Genomic DNA, 14,703 nt, shown 5'->3' with positions numbered 1-14,703 from the left:
TAAAATTGTGAGCTTTTCGGATTAATTCCACGTTAGCAACGTGGTCGCCAGGCATGGCCCGCGCCCCCGGCTGACTACGGGGCTCGGCGATGGAATTGCGGTGGCAAAGGGTCAACCCTTTTCCATCCGCCCGGTCCAAAAAAAGCCAGGAGACAACCCGCTGGAAAGGTGTAGGATTCGACAAAACTGGAGGAACGGCATGTTTGAAATCACCGGTTTCGACACGGCAGGCGTTGTCAGCCTCAAGCGGGAGTCACTCGCCGCCGCCCTGAAGAAGGCCAGGGAGCTGATCCAGGACGGGTGCCGCGACGTTCAGATCGTCGATCCCAATGGCCGGGTCTATACCTCGTTCGAGGAGCAGGCCGCTTAAGCCGCCTCACCATCCCCCCACGCATGCACGGTTGAGCCGCCCAACAGCGGGCGCTAGGATGAGCCTTTTCAGGAGGCTCATTTGAAACAGGTCATTATTGCTGTCGCAGCCGTCGCGCTGCTCTCCACATCGTCTGCTCGCTCACAAGCCTTGGTCGATCCCAGCAAGGTGGCGCCAGAATACCGCGAAGCGGCCGAGAAACGCCGCGCCGAGCAGATCCGCCAGCGCGAATGCGCGCAGAAGGCCGATCTGGCAAAGGTGTTGCCGCGAGATCGGACCGACTTTCTGAATCACTGCCTGGATGAGATGGTGGCGAAACAGTAGCGCCTCGGGATTGCATGCAAACCGCGAGAAAGCGCCAGCCGGCGTTGAGGATTTCTTCAGAGGTTCGGCTCACCGTGGCTGCCGATTTCCAATCACCATTGTTGTCGTCGCATGAGTTTCGTCCAGATCCAGTGCACGCGTTGCAAGACGATGTTTCGCGATCGCGCGGGACGGCTGCAGGACGGCTATTCAAGGCAATGTCCTTGCTGCGAAGTCGTGCTGTTCTTCGCTGACGACGCTCAGCACCCGTTCATCAAGCGCGCGATGCGAAGCGCACGGCAAGCGCGGAAAGAGCAGCGCGAGGCCGAGGCGGTCAGGATCGCGGCCCCGCCGGAACCACGTGCGGCGCCGCGGTCGAGGTCGTCATCGTCAGGGCGGACTCGCGTGCAGGGAAGATCCGACTAGCAGCTGCTTGGCCACCCACGTCGCCATAATGCGAAAAACCCCAGTGCGTGGGGACACTGGGGTGTTTCAAAAACTATGAATTGGTAAGGCAATGACGGCTCTATAGCAGCCCTCTTCCTGGCGGCTTGTGAACTGCTTCACATCAGACGCGCAGCTGGTCGGACTCTTTGTCACACCCTTGGCCATCACGCCCGGCGGCTAGCTCCGTCGCGACTTCCGCGGAAACAGGCGGTCACGGATGTAGCGAGAGGTCGCGGTCAGGCGGATCCCACGCGGCTTCTGCCAGGCGGCGCGGTCGATCTCCTTCTTGTCGCCGATCGCAAGGCGCCCCTTGGCACTCTTGGCGATGAAGATCGCGTCACTCATCTTGCGGCCGGAACGCTTGTTCTTGGCCTTCACTTCCTTCCAGAGGCTGATCCGGCCGAGCTTCAGCTTCGGCAGCTCTTCCTTGATCTCGCGCCGCAGGCAGGCCTTCTCGGTTTCGCGCGCGCGCTTGCGGCCGCCCGGGAACATCCACAGGCCGTCCGACCGTCTCCTGACCAACAGAACCTTGCCGCGTTTGGCGGCAACCAGCTTGGAAGACTTCGCCATTCCAGTCGCAAACCGAAAAAAGAATCTGCGACCATCGTAACTTGTCTATTTCGTTAGACAAGTTCCATGGCCGCCCGGGTTGTCGCCGCGACCTGCAATTGTCCACACCCTGCGGACGCCGCCAATCTCGCGGGTGTTTCGGCTGCGGAGCGAGCTAGGTGACCTCGTCGGTCGCGGGGGGCGCTATCGGCTTAGCCGCCTCGCTCCCGATCCACGCCGCCGCCATCTCCCACGCCACCGACAGGATGATCGGTCCGATGAAAAGGCCGACAATGCCGTGGGCCAGCGTGCCGCCGATCACGCCGACGAAGATCACGATGGTCGGCGTGTTGAGACCACGTCCCATGACGAGCGGCTTCAGCATGGTGTCGATGAAGCCGACGACGACGAAGAACACCGTCAGCACCAGCGCGGTGGTGACGTCCTTGGCGGTCCAGATCCAGATGATGACAGGCAGCAGCACCAGAAAGGCGCCAATCTGCACGATCGACAGAAGCAGCACGAGAAAGGCGAGCAAGCCCGCGCTCGGCACGGCCGCGAGTTTGAAGCCGACACCAGCCAGCAGCGCCTGCACGATGGCGACGCCGATCACACCTTGCGCCACGGCCCGGATGGTGGCGCCGCCGAGCGTGAGAAAATGTTCGCTCTGCTCGGGTACGATGCGCGACAGGAAGCCACGCCCGGCGGCAACCAGCCGTGGCCCGTGCGGAAACAGGAAGCCGGCCACGAACACCGAGACCAGGAACTGGAGCGTGCCGAGGCTGGCATCGCCAGCGAGTGACAACAGCGGTCCAGCCAGCGGCTGGAGATAGGGCGCGACCTCACGCAGCACTGCGCGGATGTTGGTGTAGGCCTGGTCCCACAGCTCGAACACGGTTGGACCGATCAGCGGCCACGCCTTGATCGACTCCGGAGCGGACTGCAACGCGAGGTCACCGGTACCGAGCTCATGCGCCAGCTCCCTGCCCCCGTCGACCGCACTCACGCCGAGCCAGGTCGCCGGACCAAGGACGATGCCGAGCGTGATCAAGGTGAGGATGGCGGCTGCGGTCCTGGGTCGGCCGCCAAGCATCTTGGCGAGCCAGCTGAAGGCCGGATAGAACGCGACCGCGAGCACGCCGCTCCAGGCCAGGATCGGCACGAACGGCCGGATGATCAGGAATGTCCAGATGATCAGCAGCGCCAACAGGCCGAGCCGGATCACGAGCTGGATGACGTCCTCGCCCGTCAGGAGCTGACGCAGACTTTTCACAGGCACAGCTTTCCTTGCGGCATCAACGCGGGTCCCGGCGCTTGCGGCCCCGGGTTATTGCGAGCCCCGGGCCGGGCGTCAAGACGGCCAGAGACCGGCGCCGGGTCGGACGATTAGGAACGCCTGGTCCGGCCACGCATTCCCGGACCATGGCACGCCCAACAAAGCCCGAGGCAAACGCAGGCATTCATCGCGGCATTCATTATACGCTCAAACCCAACGCCGCACCCGGCTATTGGCGCTATCGATATGCAATCGGCGACAGGGTTCGGTCCGGGCGGGTCCAGGGCCGGTTGCCCCTCCTGGCCATCAGGCACGTGCAGATGCGCATCGACCACGACCTGCGGCCTGGGCGGCAGGCCGAGATCAATCCGTCGACCGGGCAGCTTTCCTAACGGCGATTAACCGGATTTCCCGTCGCCGGTTTACGTCGATGCAAAGCCTCGCCCCTACCCTTCGCCCAACGTCTCAAAAACACTTGCGGTGCAATGGCCAACAGCATCTGGACGATCCAAGAATTCACCTGCACGGGTTGCAGCATGAACTACACCGCGACCCGGGAGGAGCACGCCGAGCCGCATGCCGGCAGCTTCAAATGCGCCATCTGCAGCAGCGTGGTGCACAGCTGGTCCGGCAAGCACCATTTCTTCGGCTGGCAGGCCGTGAAGACCAAGCCGGCCGTGTTCGGTCGCCGCTGGGCCGGAGTGCAGTGGTAGCAACCGCGGCTCACGACGCCAGCGCCCTTCGTCGCCGGCCTTCGTGACCCGCAAGCCGCTCGCCTAGCGACGCACGCCGACGCGATTGACGCCGCCATTTAGATTGGTCCCGCTCGCCGTGCCGGCTCGAACCGCAGCCCGTGCAACAGGCCGCGGCCGCAGCACCACGCCGGCGCGTACGACACAGGACGGCGGATAATCGATGTACTGGCAATAGACCACGGCCTTGGCAGGTGTCGGACTGAGCGCGACACCGACGGTCCCCAACAGACCGGCAGCCGCAATCGCTGCGACAACCACTGACTTCATCGAAACACACATCCTCCGGCGCATCGTGATCCTCCTCATGCTTGAAATGATGATGGGCGCCGCCTCGACGCGGCCGAAGGCAGCGTGAGTGCCGGGGCGCGGGCCACGTTGATGCAGATCAACGAGAGCGGCGACATCGCAGCCGGCGCGTCGAAGCACGGCCGGGCACGATCGGCCACACGTTCGCAAAATCATGCCTGCCATTCGCGGGCCGACGCACGGCTTTTGCTGACGCGCGACAGGGGGTAAGTTCGCCTCCCCGCAACTGAAACCGAGACACGATGACCGCTCCGTTCGTCCCGCAGATCGCCCTCTATCGCAACTGGCTCGCCGCGCAGCGCGGCCTGACATTCACGACCTATGAGGAGATGCGGCAATGGTCGGTGCGCGATCTCGACGCGTTCTGGCGCAGCATCTGGGACTATTACGATCTGCGATCGCCAACGCCGTTTTCGGCCGTCATCACCGAACGCAAGATGCCCGGAGCGGTGTGGTTTCCCGGCGCGCAGGTGAATTATGCGCGGCAGGTGTTCCGGCATGTGGACGCGGCTGAAGCGGCGGGCCTGCCCGCGATTGTCTCCGGCGGCGAGGACGGCAAGCTCACGGAAACCAGCTGGCCGGAGCTGCGGCGCAAGGCGGCCGCGCTTGCCCTGCATATGAAGGACAAGGGGATCAAGCCCGGTGATCGCATCGCGGCTTACCTTCCCAACATCCCCGAGACCATCATCGCATTTCTGGCAAGCGCCAGCATCGGTGCGGTTTGGAGTGTCTGCGCACCCGACATGGCCGCGCCTGCCGTGATTGACCGCTTCAAGCAGATCGAGCCAAAAGTGCTGATCGCCTGCGACGCCGTCACCTATGCCGGGCGCAGGCATGATCGCAAGGACGTCATCGCCGAGCTGAGGCGATCGCTGCCGACGGTCGAGCACATGATCCTGCACAGCGAGGCCGGGGCACCCGCCGCACCGGACGCCCTGCTCTCCGACATCACCGCGACGACGGGCGCCGCGATCGACGCATTCGAGCCGATGTGGCTGCCGTTCGATCATCCGCTCTGGATCGTCTATTCCAGCGGCACCACCGGCCTGCCGAAACCGATCGTGCATGGCCATGGCGGCATCGTCATCGTGGTGCTGGCGCTGCTCGGGCTACACAACGATATCGGCTGCTCCTATCACGGAAACTCGTTCGGCGAGCGCTATCACTGGTACTCGTCAACCGGCTGGATCATGTGGAATTCACAAGTTGGCGGCCTGCTCAGCGGCACCACCTGCTGCATTTTCGACGGCAGCCCCGGCGGCACCAAGGACAAGCCTGACTGGTTGACGTTGTGGCGCTTCGTGGCGCAGTCGAAAGCAACCTTCTTCGGCGCGGGCGCGGCGTTCTTCGCCAATTGCGCCAAGGCGGAGATTGACCTTGCGGCTGCCGGCGACCTGTCGCGCCTGCGCTGCCTCGGCTCGACCGGCTCGCCGCTCAGCGCCGACACGCAAGCCTGGTTCAACGCGCGTTTCGCGGCACTGTCGAAGACCAATGGCAGCGCGGCGCAAGCCGACATCTGGTGGGCGAACATCTCCGGCGGCACCGATTTCGCCGGCGCCTTCATCGGCGGCAACAGGGAGATGCCGCAAACGCCCGGCGCAATGCAGTGCCGCCTGCTGGGTGCAGCGGTCGAAGCCTTCAGCGAACAGGGTCGCGCCGTCACGGACGAGGTCGGCGAGCTCGTCTGCACCGAGCCGATGCCGTCGATGCCGCTCTATTTCTGGAACGACAAGGGCAACGTGCGCTATCTCGCCAGCTATTTCGAGACCTATCCCGATAATTTCGACGGCAGCGGCCGCGGGCCGGTGTGGCGGCACGGCGACTGGCTCAAGGTCAATCCGGATGGCTCCTGCGTGATCTACGGCCGCAGCGATGCGACGATCAACCGGCACGGGCTGCGCATGGGCACGAGCGAGCTCTATTCCGCGATCGAGGCGCTGCCGGAGGTGCTCGACAGCCTCGTCGTCGACCTCGAATATCTCGGCCGCGATAGCTACATGCCGCTGTTCGTGGTGCTGCGCGAAGGTGTCGCGTTCGACGGCGCGATGCGAGCGAAGATCAACAAGGCGATCGAGGCCGGGCTCTCGCGCAGATTCCTGCCGAACGAGATTTTCGCCGTCGCCGAGATCCCGCGCACATTGTCGGGCAAGAAGCAGGAGCTGCCGATCAAGAAGCTGCTGCTCGGCCAGCCCGTCGAGAAGGTCATCAACAAGGAAGCGATGGCCAATCCGGCCTGCCTTGACTGGTATCTCGCCTTCGCGCGCGAATATCTGGCGCGAAATGCGGCCTGAACGGCGGCACGATCGGGCCAATTGCGCCTTCGGCATTTGCACTCCGTTCACCGATCGCCGTTAGACAGCACGCATGGCCGACCTCAACGCTGTCCTCACCCGGCTCAACGACCGCCTGCTCCGCCTCGAAGGCGAGCTGTTCGTGCTGCGCTCGCTGGCACGCGCGACGCTGACGGCGGGCGATGACCACGCGGCGCGGATGCGCAAGCTGGTCGAGGCCGCAAAAGTTGCGCTCGATGACGAGGCCAAACGCGAGCTTGACAAGCCCACGCGCAAATATGTCGATGCGGCAACCGCGCTGGTGGAGGAATTGCTGGTCGAGCCGACCCCCGCGCGGCCGCTATTCATCGTGATCGATGGCGGACGACGCGACTGAGCGTTAGATCGGCCGTGTTGTGCCGCTACCGGTGGGATTCAGCCTTGAGCCGGCTGAGGCCTTCCTCGATGATCGCGATCTCCTCGTCGATCTTGCTGATCGGCAAGCTGAAATCGTAAGCACCTGACTTGCTCTTCAGATCAACGGCGAGCCGCTGCCTGTGCATCATCAGCTCGTCGAGGCCACGGCGGTTCTTCAGCCGCACATAGGCGTCCACGATCTGCGCAATTGCGTTCGACATGACATCGGCCCCGGCAAAAATGCCCGCACGGCGCACCCGCACCGGTGGGACATTTTTGGTGTCGCGGTACGCAATACAAATCCGCGACGGATTCGTCGATACGACAACGAGGTTGAGAACATGTTACCGTTTCATGATCCGGTGAGGCGGACAACGAAAAGGCCGCTGGCGATTCCGCCAGCGGCCTGAGCCGGGTTCGAAAACGGATCCGGAATGAAATCTGACCAGCCCCGGTTCGGGACGTACTAACGGCACACAGCCGATTCTTCTGTTAAGAACCAAACACAGGAACCGGCGCATCGGTCATTTGCCGCCGACCGTGGCGATGCGGCAACGTTTAGTCCGTAGCGCAGAAATATTTGCGCGGCCATTTGCGATAGGCGCTGTAACGGTAAAACGGCCTGTAGGCATAGCCGCGATGGAGCGCCGGCGGCTCCTCGCTGTAATAGGCGTCGTGGTAGAAATTGTAGATCGTGCCTTCAGCGCAGCGATAGCCGTCCCAGGTCGGGCCGATGAACGGCGCCACCCCGATCTCGGGCGGGACGGCTGGATACGGTCCACCGGCACGGGCCGGAGCCGTCAGCATCAGTGTCGCGAAGATGACAGACAATGCACAGCGCATAGGCTCGCTCCGGGCAGGTCGCGGTGCGCTTATGGAAGCACCGGAATGCCGCGTGGTGCAATCGCCGAGTTTCAGCGGTCTCGCGCATACGCGCATTGTTGATAACCGGCGCAAACGTCGCGCGGGTGGTGACAGGGCGTCCGGACGTGTTATCGGGGGATGACGCAGCTGCGAGACGGAACAGACACCCATGCGCATCACCCTCGTCGGCTCCCGCCATTTCGGCGTGACCACCCTGAACATGCTCCGCGAGCACGGCGTCTCGATCGTGCGGGTCGTCGTGGCCGACGCCGAGGACCGCCTGGCCGCGACCGCCAAGGCTGTTGGCATCGAGGTCGTGGTGCAGGCCAATCCGAAGCTGGTGGTGGCGTCCGAGATTGCCCCCGACACCGATCTGATCATCACCGCCCACAGCCATGCCCGGATCGGAAAGGACGCGCTCGCCGCCGCCAAGCTCGGCGGGATCGGCTATCACCCCTCGCTGCTGCCGCGCCATCGCGGCAAGGCCGCGGTGGAATGGACCATCAAGGAAGGCGACCCGATCGCCGGCGGCACGATCTATCATCTCGCCGACCGCATGGACGCCGGCGCCATCGCCGCTCAGGACTGGTGTTTCGTGAAAAAGGGCGAGACTGCCCGCGAACTCTGGGAACGTGCGCTGGCGCCGCTCGGCCTCAAGCTGCTCGCCGACGTGATCGATTACGCCAAGGTCCACAAGGCGCTGCCGTCGAAAGCTCAGGACGAGCAGTTCGCCACCTCAGCACCCAGTCTTTCCTGAGTCGTTCGTCACGTTAAGGATTAACGGGACGGCGCTTTGATTCTGCTTCGAAAATCGGAGCCAGGATCGCAAATAAACCATTGTTTCCACAGGAACAATTTTCAACTTTGCAATGCACCAAATTTCCGTCACATTTCGCCCGAATAAGCGTCAGCATATCAGACACATTCAAGGACGGAATTCATGCGTTTTGGTCGCATCGCGGCGTTCTGTGCCGCTTCAGTAATTACTGCCACTCTCGCCGCTCCCGCATTCGCCCAGACTCCCTATGACGGCAATTGGCAGGTCACCATCGTGACCAAGACCGGTTCCTGCGAGCCGACGGCCAGCTCCATGCTGACGGTTGCCGACGGCAGGATCACCGCGCCCGGTGCTAACGTTTCCGGCACCATCGGCAGTGGGGGCCTTGTGAAAGTTTCGATCAATGGTGCATATGCTAACGGTCAACTCAGCGGCAACGCCGGATCGGGGAAGTGGAATGGAGCATCTGCAGGCATACCGTGCAGCGGGCGGTGGGAAGCATCGCGTCAATAAGCAATTCTGGACGAACCTCGTTAGTCGGCGGCTGCTCATGGCGGCCGCCGTTTTGTTGGTGACAGCTGTTACCACCAGCTCGGAGAGCAAGGCCCAGGCCGGTCCCTTCGCGCCGCTGGCGGGCAGCTGGAGCGGCGCCGGCACCGTGACGCTGGATGACGGTTCGACCGAGCGGATCCGTTGCCGGGCCAAATACGCCCCGATCGGCCCGACCATGGAGATGTCGCTGACCTGTGCCAGCGACGCTTACAAGTTCAATCTGGCTGCCAGCGTGAGGGCCGAGGGGAGCGCCATCACCGGGAGCTGGTCCGAGGCCAGCCGCAACATTTCCGGCTCGCTTCAGGGCCGCGGCGGCGGCGGGAACTTCGAGGTGGTCGCCTCAGCTGCCGGATTCAACGCCAACATCGCGTTGAAAACGAGCGGCAACAAGCAGAGCGTCACGATGCGCGCGGACAGCCAGTTCCGCGGCGCCAATATCTCGCTCTCGAGATAGGACGACAGCAAGACGACACGATCATCGACCCGGCGACCTCGCCGGGTCTTTTTTGTGCGCAAGAACCTTATGAATTCGGCACGAACGCCGTGACCTCGATCTCGACCTTGGCGCGCTCGTCCACGAGGCCACCGATGTAAAGCAGCGTCGATGGCGGGAAATTGCGCCCGAGCGTCTCCTTCCAGGCGGCACCGACGCCGGCCCCCGCGGCCTCATATTCGCTGCGGCTGGTCAGATACCAGGTCAGGCGCACGATGTGCTCGGGACCCGCACCGCCCTCTGCGAGAAGCTTGATGATCCGCTTCAGCGCGGTTGCAACCTGGGCCGCCATGTCTGGCGTATAATTGCCGGTCTCGTCGCCGCCGGTCTGCCCGGCCAGCACGACCCAGCGGCCCGGCCCTTCCGCCACGACGCCATGTGAGAAGCCGCGCGGTTTCTTCCACTCGGCTGGCTGCAAGATTCGCATGAGCGCTCTCCCTGGTTTCTTGTTGCTCTGCGCGTGGGCTTAGCACGTCGCCGCGCATCGCTGCATCGGCAGAATTGGCCGTTGCAAACACCGGCGATGTCGCCGATACCGGCCTCCCCTCTTTTCCGATCTCCCGCCCGCACCGATGAGCCCAACACCGTCGAAAACGATGGCTGCACTGTGGATGGCCGGCTGGCTGTCCCTGATGCTGGTCATGGCGGTTGCCGGACGTGAGACCACGCGCTTCCTGAACGTCTTTGAAATCATGGAAGTCCGCTCGCTGATCGGCTTCACGCTGCTGCTGCCGATCATCTACCGCTCTGGTGGCTTCAAGGCGGTTGCGACCAGGCGTCTGCCCCAGCATCTGGCGCGCAACGGCGTGCATTATTTTGCGCAGCTCGGCTGGTTCTACGCGCTGATGCTGATCGGAATCGGCCAGGTCGTCGCGATCGAATTCACGATGCCGATCTGGACTGCGCTGCTCGCCGCGACATTCCTGTCGGAGCGGATGACCATTTGGAAGATCGCCGCTGTCGTGCTCGGCGTAGTCGGCGTCGTCATGATCGTGCGGCCCGCCACCGGCGAGATCAATCCGGGCCAGTTGATCGCGCTCGGGGCCGCGATCGGCTTCAGCATATCCATGGCTTTGGCGAAGTCGCTGACCCGGACCGAGAGCGCCTTGTCGATCCTGTTCTGGATGATCGTGGTCCAGATGGTGATCGGCTTGGTGCCGACGCTCTACGTCTGGACCTGGCCCTCAGCCACGCTCTGGGGCTGGCTCTTCGTCATCGGGGTCTGCGGCACTTTCTCGCACTATTGCCTGGCGAGCGCGCTACGCTATGCTGACGCCACAATCGTCGTGCCGATGGACTTCCTGCGGGTTCCCCTCACCGCGACCGCCGGCTGGCTGCTCTATTCCGAGCGGCTCGATGCCTGGACCGTGCTTGGCGCGGCCCTGATCCTGTGCGGCAATCTCCTTAATTTGAAGCCGCTCGCGCCGGTTCCTGCCCGCGCACAGTGAACCTGCGCGCGGACTGCTGCGACAAATCCGAGTGGTCGAGCGTGATTTGGATCACGTTGGAGGGGCATTCCATCGTGCATAATCGATCACAGAGCAGTGGGTTGGGTCAGTTGGGTGATCAGTCGTTTTGCTAGCGCGAGCCTTGGCGCTTTCGTGTAGATTCGACACCAATCTGTTGCTGCCTGTCATTCGATTCTGTTGGGGATTTCAGATGCGCACTCTCACCATCATCGTTTCGCTGATGTGCATGGCGCTGTCGGTCAGCGCCGCCAAGGCCGACCGCCGCGTCGCCTTTGTCGTCGGCAACGGAGCCTACAAGAACGTCGCGCAATTGCCGAACCCGCCGATCGACGCCAAGGCGATGGCGTCGACGCTACGCAATGTCGGCTTCGAGGTGATCGAAGGATCCAATCTGACGCGCGACCAGATGACCGAGAAGCTGCTCGATTTCGGCCGCAAGGCCCAGGGCTCCGACATCGCGGTGTTCTACTATGCCGGCCACGGCATCGCCGTCGGTGGCACCAACTATCTCCTGCCCGTTGATGCCGACATCAAATCGGAGATGGACGTCAAGCTTGGCGCCGCCATCAACATCGACCTGACGCTCGACCAGACCATGGGCGATGCCAAGGTCAAGCTGGTGTTCCTCGACGCCTGCCGCGACAACCCGTTCGCCGCCAAGATCAAGTCGAACTCGGCCACCCGCAGCGTCAATGTCGGCAGCGGTCTCGCCGAGATGAAGTCGGGCGAAGGCACGCTGATCGCCTTCGCCACCGGCCCGGGCCAGACGGCACTCGACGGCCAGGAGGGCAACAACAGCCCGTTCACCCGCGCACTGATCGACAACATCACCAAGCCTGGCATCGAGATCCAGCAGGCGATGACTTCGGTGCGTGCCCAGGTCAATGAAGAGACCCACAAGGGCCAGCTTCCCTGGGGCCACACCAATCTGATCGGCGCCGTCTACCTCAATCAGGGACCGACGACGCAGGTCGCCAATGCGGCACCGACGGCAACCGCCGCGCCAGCCACAGCGACCAGCGGCTCCGAGGCCGAGGTCGAGTTCTGGCGCTCGGTGAAGGAATCCAACAAGCCGGAAGAGCTCAACGCCTACCTCTCCGCTTATCCCAACGGCCAGTTCAAGCCGCTGGCAATGGCGCGGCTCGCGGCGATCCAGAACGGACCCTCGACCACGACACGCAACCTCAATGCCGGCGTCGATCCCGCAACCTTCACCGACGACGCCACCCAGCTCACCGAGGACCAGATCGGCCTCGACAAGGGGCAGCGCCGCGACGTGCAACGCCGGCTGACAGGCCTCGGTTTCGACACCAAGGTCAGCGGCGTGTTCAACGACGACACCCGCACGGTGCTCAAGCGCTGGCAGGCCGCTCGCGGTTATCCGTCGACCGGCTTCCTCAACAAGCTCCAGCACAAGGCCCTGCTGTCCGAGATCGTCGCGGCGACGACGACCGCAAGCGATGACAGCCCGAAGCCGGCCCGGCGCGCCGCTCCGGCACAAAGCGCACCCGCTCCCCGACACAGCGGTGGCGGCGACGCCGGCGCGGCCTTCATGGGCGGCGTGGTCGGCGGCATGATGGGCGGCATGTTCCGCCGCTGAGGCAAGATCAGATGGCAACAAAAAAGCCCGGCTCACGCCGGGCTTTTTCTTTGGGCAACAATGCTCCCCACACATTCCGTCATTGCGGGCCACCGGGTCCGCGCGAACGCGCTGCCCGATGACGGCTCCGCGAAGCAATCCAGAATCCTTCCGCGGAAGCAGCCTGGATTGCTTCGCTGCGTTCGCAATGACGGGGATAGAGATTCGCCACACACAGACGCCGCAGCCTGCGACCAGACGTCTGTTGCGTGTCGCCGCCGAAAGGTTCGCTACTTGCCCGCCGCCTTGCGCAACGCATCGTTGATGCGGTCCTGCCAGCCTGGACCGCCCTCCTGGAAGAACTCCAGCACGTCCTGGTCGATGCGCAGCGTGACCTGCTCCTTGATCCCAGGCGCCACGTTCTGCTTCGGCACGGGAGCGGCGACCTTGGCCGTCACCTTCTTGAATGCCGCCTCGGCTTCGGTGCGCGCATCGCCCAACGTCCGCGGCCGCCTCGGTTGATCCGCCATCGCTCAGATCCCTTCAAACAATGCGGTCGAAAGATAGCGCTCGGAGAACGACGGCACGATAGCCAGGATGGTCTTTCCCGCAGCTTCCGGCCGCTTGCCGATCTCGAGCGCTGCGGCGATCGCGGCACCGGAGGAGATGCCGCCGGGAATGCCCTCGTGCCGCGCCAGCGCCCGCGACGTTTCGATCGCGGTGGTCGAATTGATCTTCACGATCTCGTCGATCACGGAGCGGTCGAGAATGTCAGGCACGAAACCCGCGCCAATGCCCTGGATCTTGTGTGGCGTGTGCGTGCCGCCCGAGAGCACCGGGCTCTCCTCGGGCTCGACTGCGACCACGCGCAAGGACGCCTTGCGCGGCTTCAGGACCTGACCGACGCCCGTGATGGTGCCGCCGGTGCCGACGCCGGCGACGAAGTAATCGATGTTGCCTGATGTGTCGTTCCAGATCTCTTCCGCCGTCGTGCGGCGATGCACCTCGGGATTGGCGAGGTTTTTGAACTGCTGCGGCATCACCGAGTTCGGCGTCGTCTTCAACAGCTCTTCGGCGGTCGCGATCGCGCCCTTCATGCCTTGCGCCGCCGGCGTCAGCACCAGCTCGGCGCCGAGGAACGCCAGCATCTTGCGCCGCTCGATCGACATCGATTCCGGCATCACCAGCTTCAGACGGTAACCACGTGAAGCCGCGACGAAGGCGAGCGCAATGCCGGTATTGCCCGATGTCGGCTCGATCAGCACCGTGTCGGGCTTGACGATGCCCGCCTTCTCCATGGCGATGATCATGGCGGCACCGATACGGTCCTTCACGCTTGCGGCCGGATTGAAATATTCAAGCTTCGCCAAAATCGTCGCGTTGACCCCGCGCATGCCCGGCAGCCGGCGCAGGCGAACGATCGGCGTGTCGCCGAAGGCCTCAACGATCGAGTCATAGATCCGGCCGCGGCCGGGTTGATGTCCCGTCTTGGACGATGCGTCCATGGTCAACTCCCTGTTACGACGATTCGTGGCGCTTCCCGTCCGTCTGGATTGCACGACCGCCAACGTCCGCGCAATCACAATAGCAACACGGAAGATCGACTTCCATCAACCCGTCTCAATTTCACATTCGCACGGATACTCAATTGCTTGCAGACATTTTCAGGTGTCTCCGAGCGACCTCGGAGGCAGTATGCGCGGCACGGGCTGACTTCTCCTCCCCTGAGACAATTCGCGATGGATTCCCACTCTCAAATGACCGCAACGAAGAAGCGACTGCTCTGGGTGACGATTGCCGTAGCCGCCTGGGAGCGTCCTATGTGGAAATCCTTGGCGGTCGCCCTGCCCCTCGCCGCGGTCGCGTTCGCTGGCGGCGCCAGATTCGGGAGCCAACCCGCGCCTGTGGAATCTCATGTGATGATGTCGGAGCTGTGCGGCGACGAAGCGCCGTTCATGGCTGAAAATCAGACCGCGATGCATCGGATGATGAGCGACATGGATATCGCGCCGTCAGGCGATGTCGATCGTGATTTCTCCGCCATGATGATTCCGCACCACCGCGGCGCGATCGCGATGGCGCAGGCCGAATTGCGCTATGGCCGCAATGAATCCCTGCGCCGCCTCGCCCAGGAGATCATCGTCGATCAGCAGCAGGAAATCGCCGTCATGCGCCTTGCGCTGGGTCAACCGTCGTCCCCGTCAACAATCACAGCGACGTTAGGGTTCAGACTCAATTGATCCAATAGGCGACAATGGCGGCGATGTGGACCGCA

Annotated in this window: 19 protein-coding genes; 11 read left to right on the top strand and 8 right to left on the bottom strand. The window is 63.4% G+C overall.

Annotated elements, in window-relative coordinates:
• The first annotated feature begins 199 nt into the window (after positions 1–199).
• Positions 200–370, top strand: coding sequence for a hypothetical protein (locus tag Q0687_RS12105; protein WP_298876600.1), 171 nt, complete (start codon positions 200–202; stop codon positions 368–370).
• A gap of 81 nt (positions 371–451) precedes the next feature.
• Positions 452–694 carry a hypothetical protein gene (locus Q0687_RS12100; protein ID WP_298876597.1) on the top strand — a complete coding sequence of 81 codons (243 nt, stop codon included), beginning with the start codon at positions 452–454 and terminating at the stop codon, positions 692–694.
• 603 nt (positions 695–1,297) lie between these two features.
• Here Q0687_RS12100 and Q0687_RS12095 read toward each other — a convergent pair.
• Complete coding sequence (locus Q0687_RS12095) at positions 1,298–1,690, bottom strand: NUDIX hydrolase (RefSeq protein ID WP_057755621.1); 393 nt, start codon at positions 1,688–1,690, stop codon at positions 1,298–1,300.
• A 154-nt stretch (positions 1,691–1,844) separates the two neighbouring features.
• Positions 1,845–2,948, bottom strand: a complete 1,104-nt coding sequence (locus Q0687_RS12090; protein ID WP_298876586.1) for an AI-2E family transporter — start codon at positions 2,946–2,948, stop codon at positions 1,845–1,847.
• A 482-nt stretch (positions 2,949–3,430) separates the two neighbouring features.
• Here Q0687_RS12090 and Q0687_RS12085 point away from each other — a divergent pair, with 482 nt between their 5' ends.
• The gene (locus Q0687_RS12085; RefSeq protein ID WP_298876584.1) at positions 3,431–3,658 is read left to right on the top strand and encodes a hypothetical protein; all 228 of its coding nucleotides are present in this window, start codon (positions 3,431–3,433) and stop codon (positions 3,656–3,658) included.
• 63 nt (positions 3,659–3,721) lie between these two features.
• Here the strand turns inward: Q0687_RS12085 and Q0687_RS12080 are convergent, their stop codons facing one another.
• Positions 3,722–3,967 (bottom strand): hypothetical protein, encoded by a 246-nt coding sequence (locus tag Q0687_RS12080; protein WP_298876582.1) that lies wholly within the window; start codon positions 3,965–3,967, stop codon positions 3,722–3,724.
• A 281-nt stretch (positions 3,968–4,248) separates the two neighbouring features.
• On the opposite strand from Q0687_RS12080, the gene Q0687_RS12075 reads away from it, so the two are divergent.
• A complete protein-coding gene (locus Q0687_RS12075) occupies positions 4,249–6,297 on the top strand; it encodes an acetoacetate--CoA ligase (protein WP_298876579.1) in 2,049 nt (682 codons plus the stop codon).
• 73 nt (positions 6,298–6,370) lie between these two features.
• Positions 6,371–6,673, top strand: coding sequence for a hypothetical protein (locus Q0687_RS12070; RefSeq protein WP_298876574.1), 303 nt, complete (start codon positions 6,371–6,373; stop codon positions 6,671–6,673).
• A 25-nt stretch (positions 6,674–6,698) separates the two neighbouring features.
• Here the strand turns inward: Q0687_RS12070 and Q0687_RS12065 are convergent, their stop codons facing one another.
• Entirely contained in the window at positions 6,699–6,914 is a 216-nt protein-coding gene (locus tag Q0687_RS12065; protein WP_298876569.1) for a hypothetical protein, read from the bottom strand.
• 337 nt (positions 6,915–7,251) lie between these two features.
• Positions 7,252–7,524, bottom strand: a complete 273-nt coding sequence (locus tag Q0687_RS12060) for a hypothetical protein (RefSeq protein ID WP_298876566.1) — start codon at positions 7,522–7,524, stop codon at positions 7,252–7,254.
• A 202-nt stretch (positions 7,525–7,726) separates the two neighbouring features.
• Between Q0687_RS12060 and Q0687_RS12055 the strand changes: the two genes are divergently transcribed.
• The 3 genes from Q0687_RS12055 (at position 7,727) to Q0687_RS12045 (ending at position 9,341) form a co-directional block, all read left to right on the top strand.
• Complete coding sequence (locus tag Q0687_RS12055; protein ID WP_298876563.1) at positions 7,727–8,314, top strand: formyltransferase family protein; 588 nt, start codon at positions 7,727–7,729, stop codon at positions 8,312–8,314.
• A 183-nt stretch (positions 8,315–8,497) separates the two neighbouring features.
• Positions 8,498–8,848 (top strand): hypothetical protein, encoded by a 351-nt coding sequence (locus Q0687_RS12050; protein ID WP_298876560.1) that lies wholly within the window; start codon positions 8,498–8,500, stop codon positions 8,846–8,848.
• Positions 8,793–9,341, top strand: a complete 549-nt coding sequence (locus tag Q0687_RS12045; protein ID WP_298876557.1) for a hypothetical protein — start codon at positions 8,793–8,795, stop codon at positions 9,339–9,341. The genes Q0687_RS12050 and Q0687_RS12045 overlap by 56 nt, the downstream gene beginning before the upstream one ends.
• 67 nt (positions 9,342–9,408) lie before the next feature.
• Here the strand turns inward: Q0687_RS12045 and Q0687_RS12040 are convergent, their stop codons facing one another.
• Positions 9,409–9,807: a RidA family protein gene (locus Q0687_RS12040; RefSeq protein ID WP_298876554.1), complete on the bottom strand. Its 399-nt coding sequence runs from the start codon at positions 9,805–9,807 to the stop codon at positions 9,409–9,411.
• A gap of 145 nt (positions 9,808–9,952) precedes the next feature.
• Between Q0687_RS12040 and Q0687_RS12035 the strand changes: the two genes are divergently transcribed.
• Entirely contained in the window at positions 9,953–10,828 is an 876-nt protein-coding gene (locus Q0687_RS12035; RefSeq protein WP_298876551.1) for a DMT family transporter, read from the top strand.
• Between the two features lie 211 nt (positions 10,829–11,039).
• Positions 11,040–12,449, top strand: a complete 1,410-nt coding sequence (locus Q0687_RS12030) for a caspase family protein (RefSeq protein ID WP_298876548.1) — start codon at positions 11,040–11,042, stop codon at positions 12,447–12,449.
• Between the two features lie 269 nt (positions 12,450–12,718).
• On the opposite strand, the gene Q0687_RS12025 is transcribed toward Q0687_RS12030, so the two are convergent.
• Complete coding sequence (locus Q0687_RS12025) at positions 12,719–12,958, bottom strand: BrnA antitoxin family protein (RefSeq protein WP_128961581.1); 240 nt, start codon at positions 12,956–12,958, stop codon at positions 12,719–12,721.
• A gap of 3 nt (positions 12,959–12,961) precedes the next feature.
• Positions 12,962–13,933 (bottom strand): cysteine synthase A, encoded by a 972-nt coding sequence (gene cysK / locus Q0687_RS12020; protein WP_298876543.1) that lies wholly within the window; start codon positions 13,931–13,933, stop codon positions 12,962–12,964.
• Between the two features lie 252 nt (positions 13,934–14,185).
• Here cysK and Q0687_RS12015 point away from each other — a divergent pair, with 252 nt between their 5' ends.
• Entirely contained in the window at positions 14,186–14,668 is a 483-nt protein-coding gene (locus tag Q0687_RS12015; protein WP_298876540.1) for a DUF305 domain-containing protein, read from the top strand.
• The last annotated feature ends 35 nt before the right edge of the window (positions 14,669–14,703 follow it).

The sequence above is a fragment of the uncultured Bradyrhizobium sp. genome, from assembly GCF_936928535.1.
Taxonomy (GTDB): Bacteria; Pseudomonadota; Alphaproteobacteria; order Rhizobiales; family Xanthobacteraceae; genus Bradyrhizobium.
The sequence above is the reverse complement of the archived record's forward strand: the minus strand, read 5'-3'. Positions and strand labels throughout refer to the sequence as shown.

Bases quoted from the DNA above. Each gene is read 5' to 3' on its own strand.
- Q0687_RS12080 (WP_298876582.1), bottom strand. From the start codon at position 3,967: ATGAAGTCAGTGGTTGTCGCAGCGATTGCGGCTGCCGGTCTGTTGGGG.
- Q0687_RS12025 (WP_128961581.1), bottom strand. From the start codon at position 12,958: ATGGCGGATCAACCGAGGCGGCCGCGGACGTTGGGCGATGCGCGCACC.
- Q0687_RS12015 (WP_298876540.1), top strand. From the start codon at position 14,186: ATGACCGCAACGAAGAAGCGACTGCTCTGGGTGACGATTGCCGTAGCC.
- Q0687_RS12040 (WP_298876554.1), bottom strand. From the start codon at position 9,807: ATGCGAATCTTGCAGCCAGCCGAGTGGAAGAAACCGCGCGGCTTCTCA.
- Q0687_RS12065 (WP_298876569.1), bottom strand. From the start codon at position 6,914: ATGTCGAACGCAATTGCGCAGATCGTGGACGCCTATGTGCGGCTGAAG.
- Q0687_RS12070 (WP_298876574.1), top strand. From the start codon at position 6,371: ATGGCCGACCTCAACGCTGTCCTCACCCGGCTCAACGACCGCCTGCTC.
- Q0687_RS12085 (WP_298876584.1), top strand. From the start codon at position 3,431: ATGGCCAACAGCATCTGGACGATCCAAGAATTCACCTGCACGGGTTGC.
- Q0687_RS12050 (WP_298876560.1), top strand. From the start codon at position 8,498: ATGCGTTTTGGTCGCATCGCGGCGTTCTGTGCCGCTTCAGTAATTACT.
- Q0687_RS12075 (WP_298876579.1), top strand. From the start codon at position 4,249: ATGACCGCTCCGTTCGTCCCGCAGATCGCCCTCTATCGCAACTGGCTC.
- cysK (WP_298876543.1), bottom strand. From the start codon at position 13,933: ATGGACGCATCGTCCAAGACGGGACATCAACCCGGCCGCGGCCGGATC.
- Q0687_RS12095 (WP_057755621.1), bottom strand. From the start codon at position 1,690: ATGGCGAAGTCTTCCAAGCTGGTTGCCGCCAAACGCGGCAAGGTTCTG.
- Q0687_RS12045 (WP_298876557.1), top strand. From the start codon at position 8,793: ATGGAGCATCTGCAGGCATACCGTGCAGCGGGCGGTGGGAAGCATCGC.
- Q0687_RS12105 (WP_298876600.1), top strand. From the start codon at position 200: ATGTTTGAAATCACCGGTTTCGACACGGCAGGCGTTGTCAGCCTCAAG.
- Q0687_RS12030 (WP_298876548.1), top strand. From the start codon at position 11,040: ATGCGCACTCTCACCATCATCGTTTCGCTGATGTGCATGGCGCTGTCG.
- Q0687_RS12055 (WP_298876563.1), top strand. From the start codon at position 7,727: ATGCGCATCACCCTCGTCGGCTCCCGCCATTTCGGCGTGACCACCCTG.
- Q0687_RS12035 (WP_298876551.1), top strand. From the start codon at position 9,953: ATGAGCCCAACACCGTCGAAAACGATGGCTGCACTGTGGATGGCCGGC.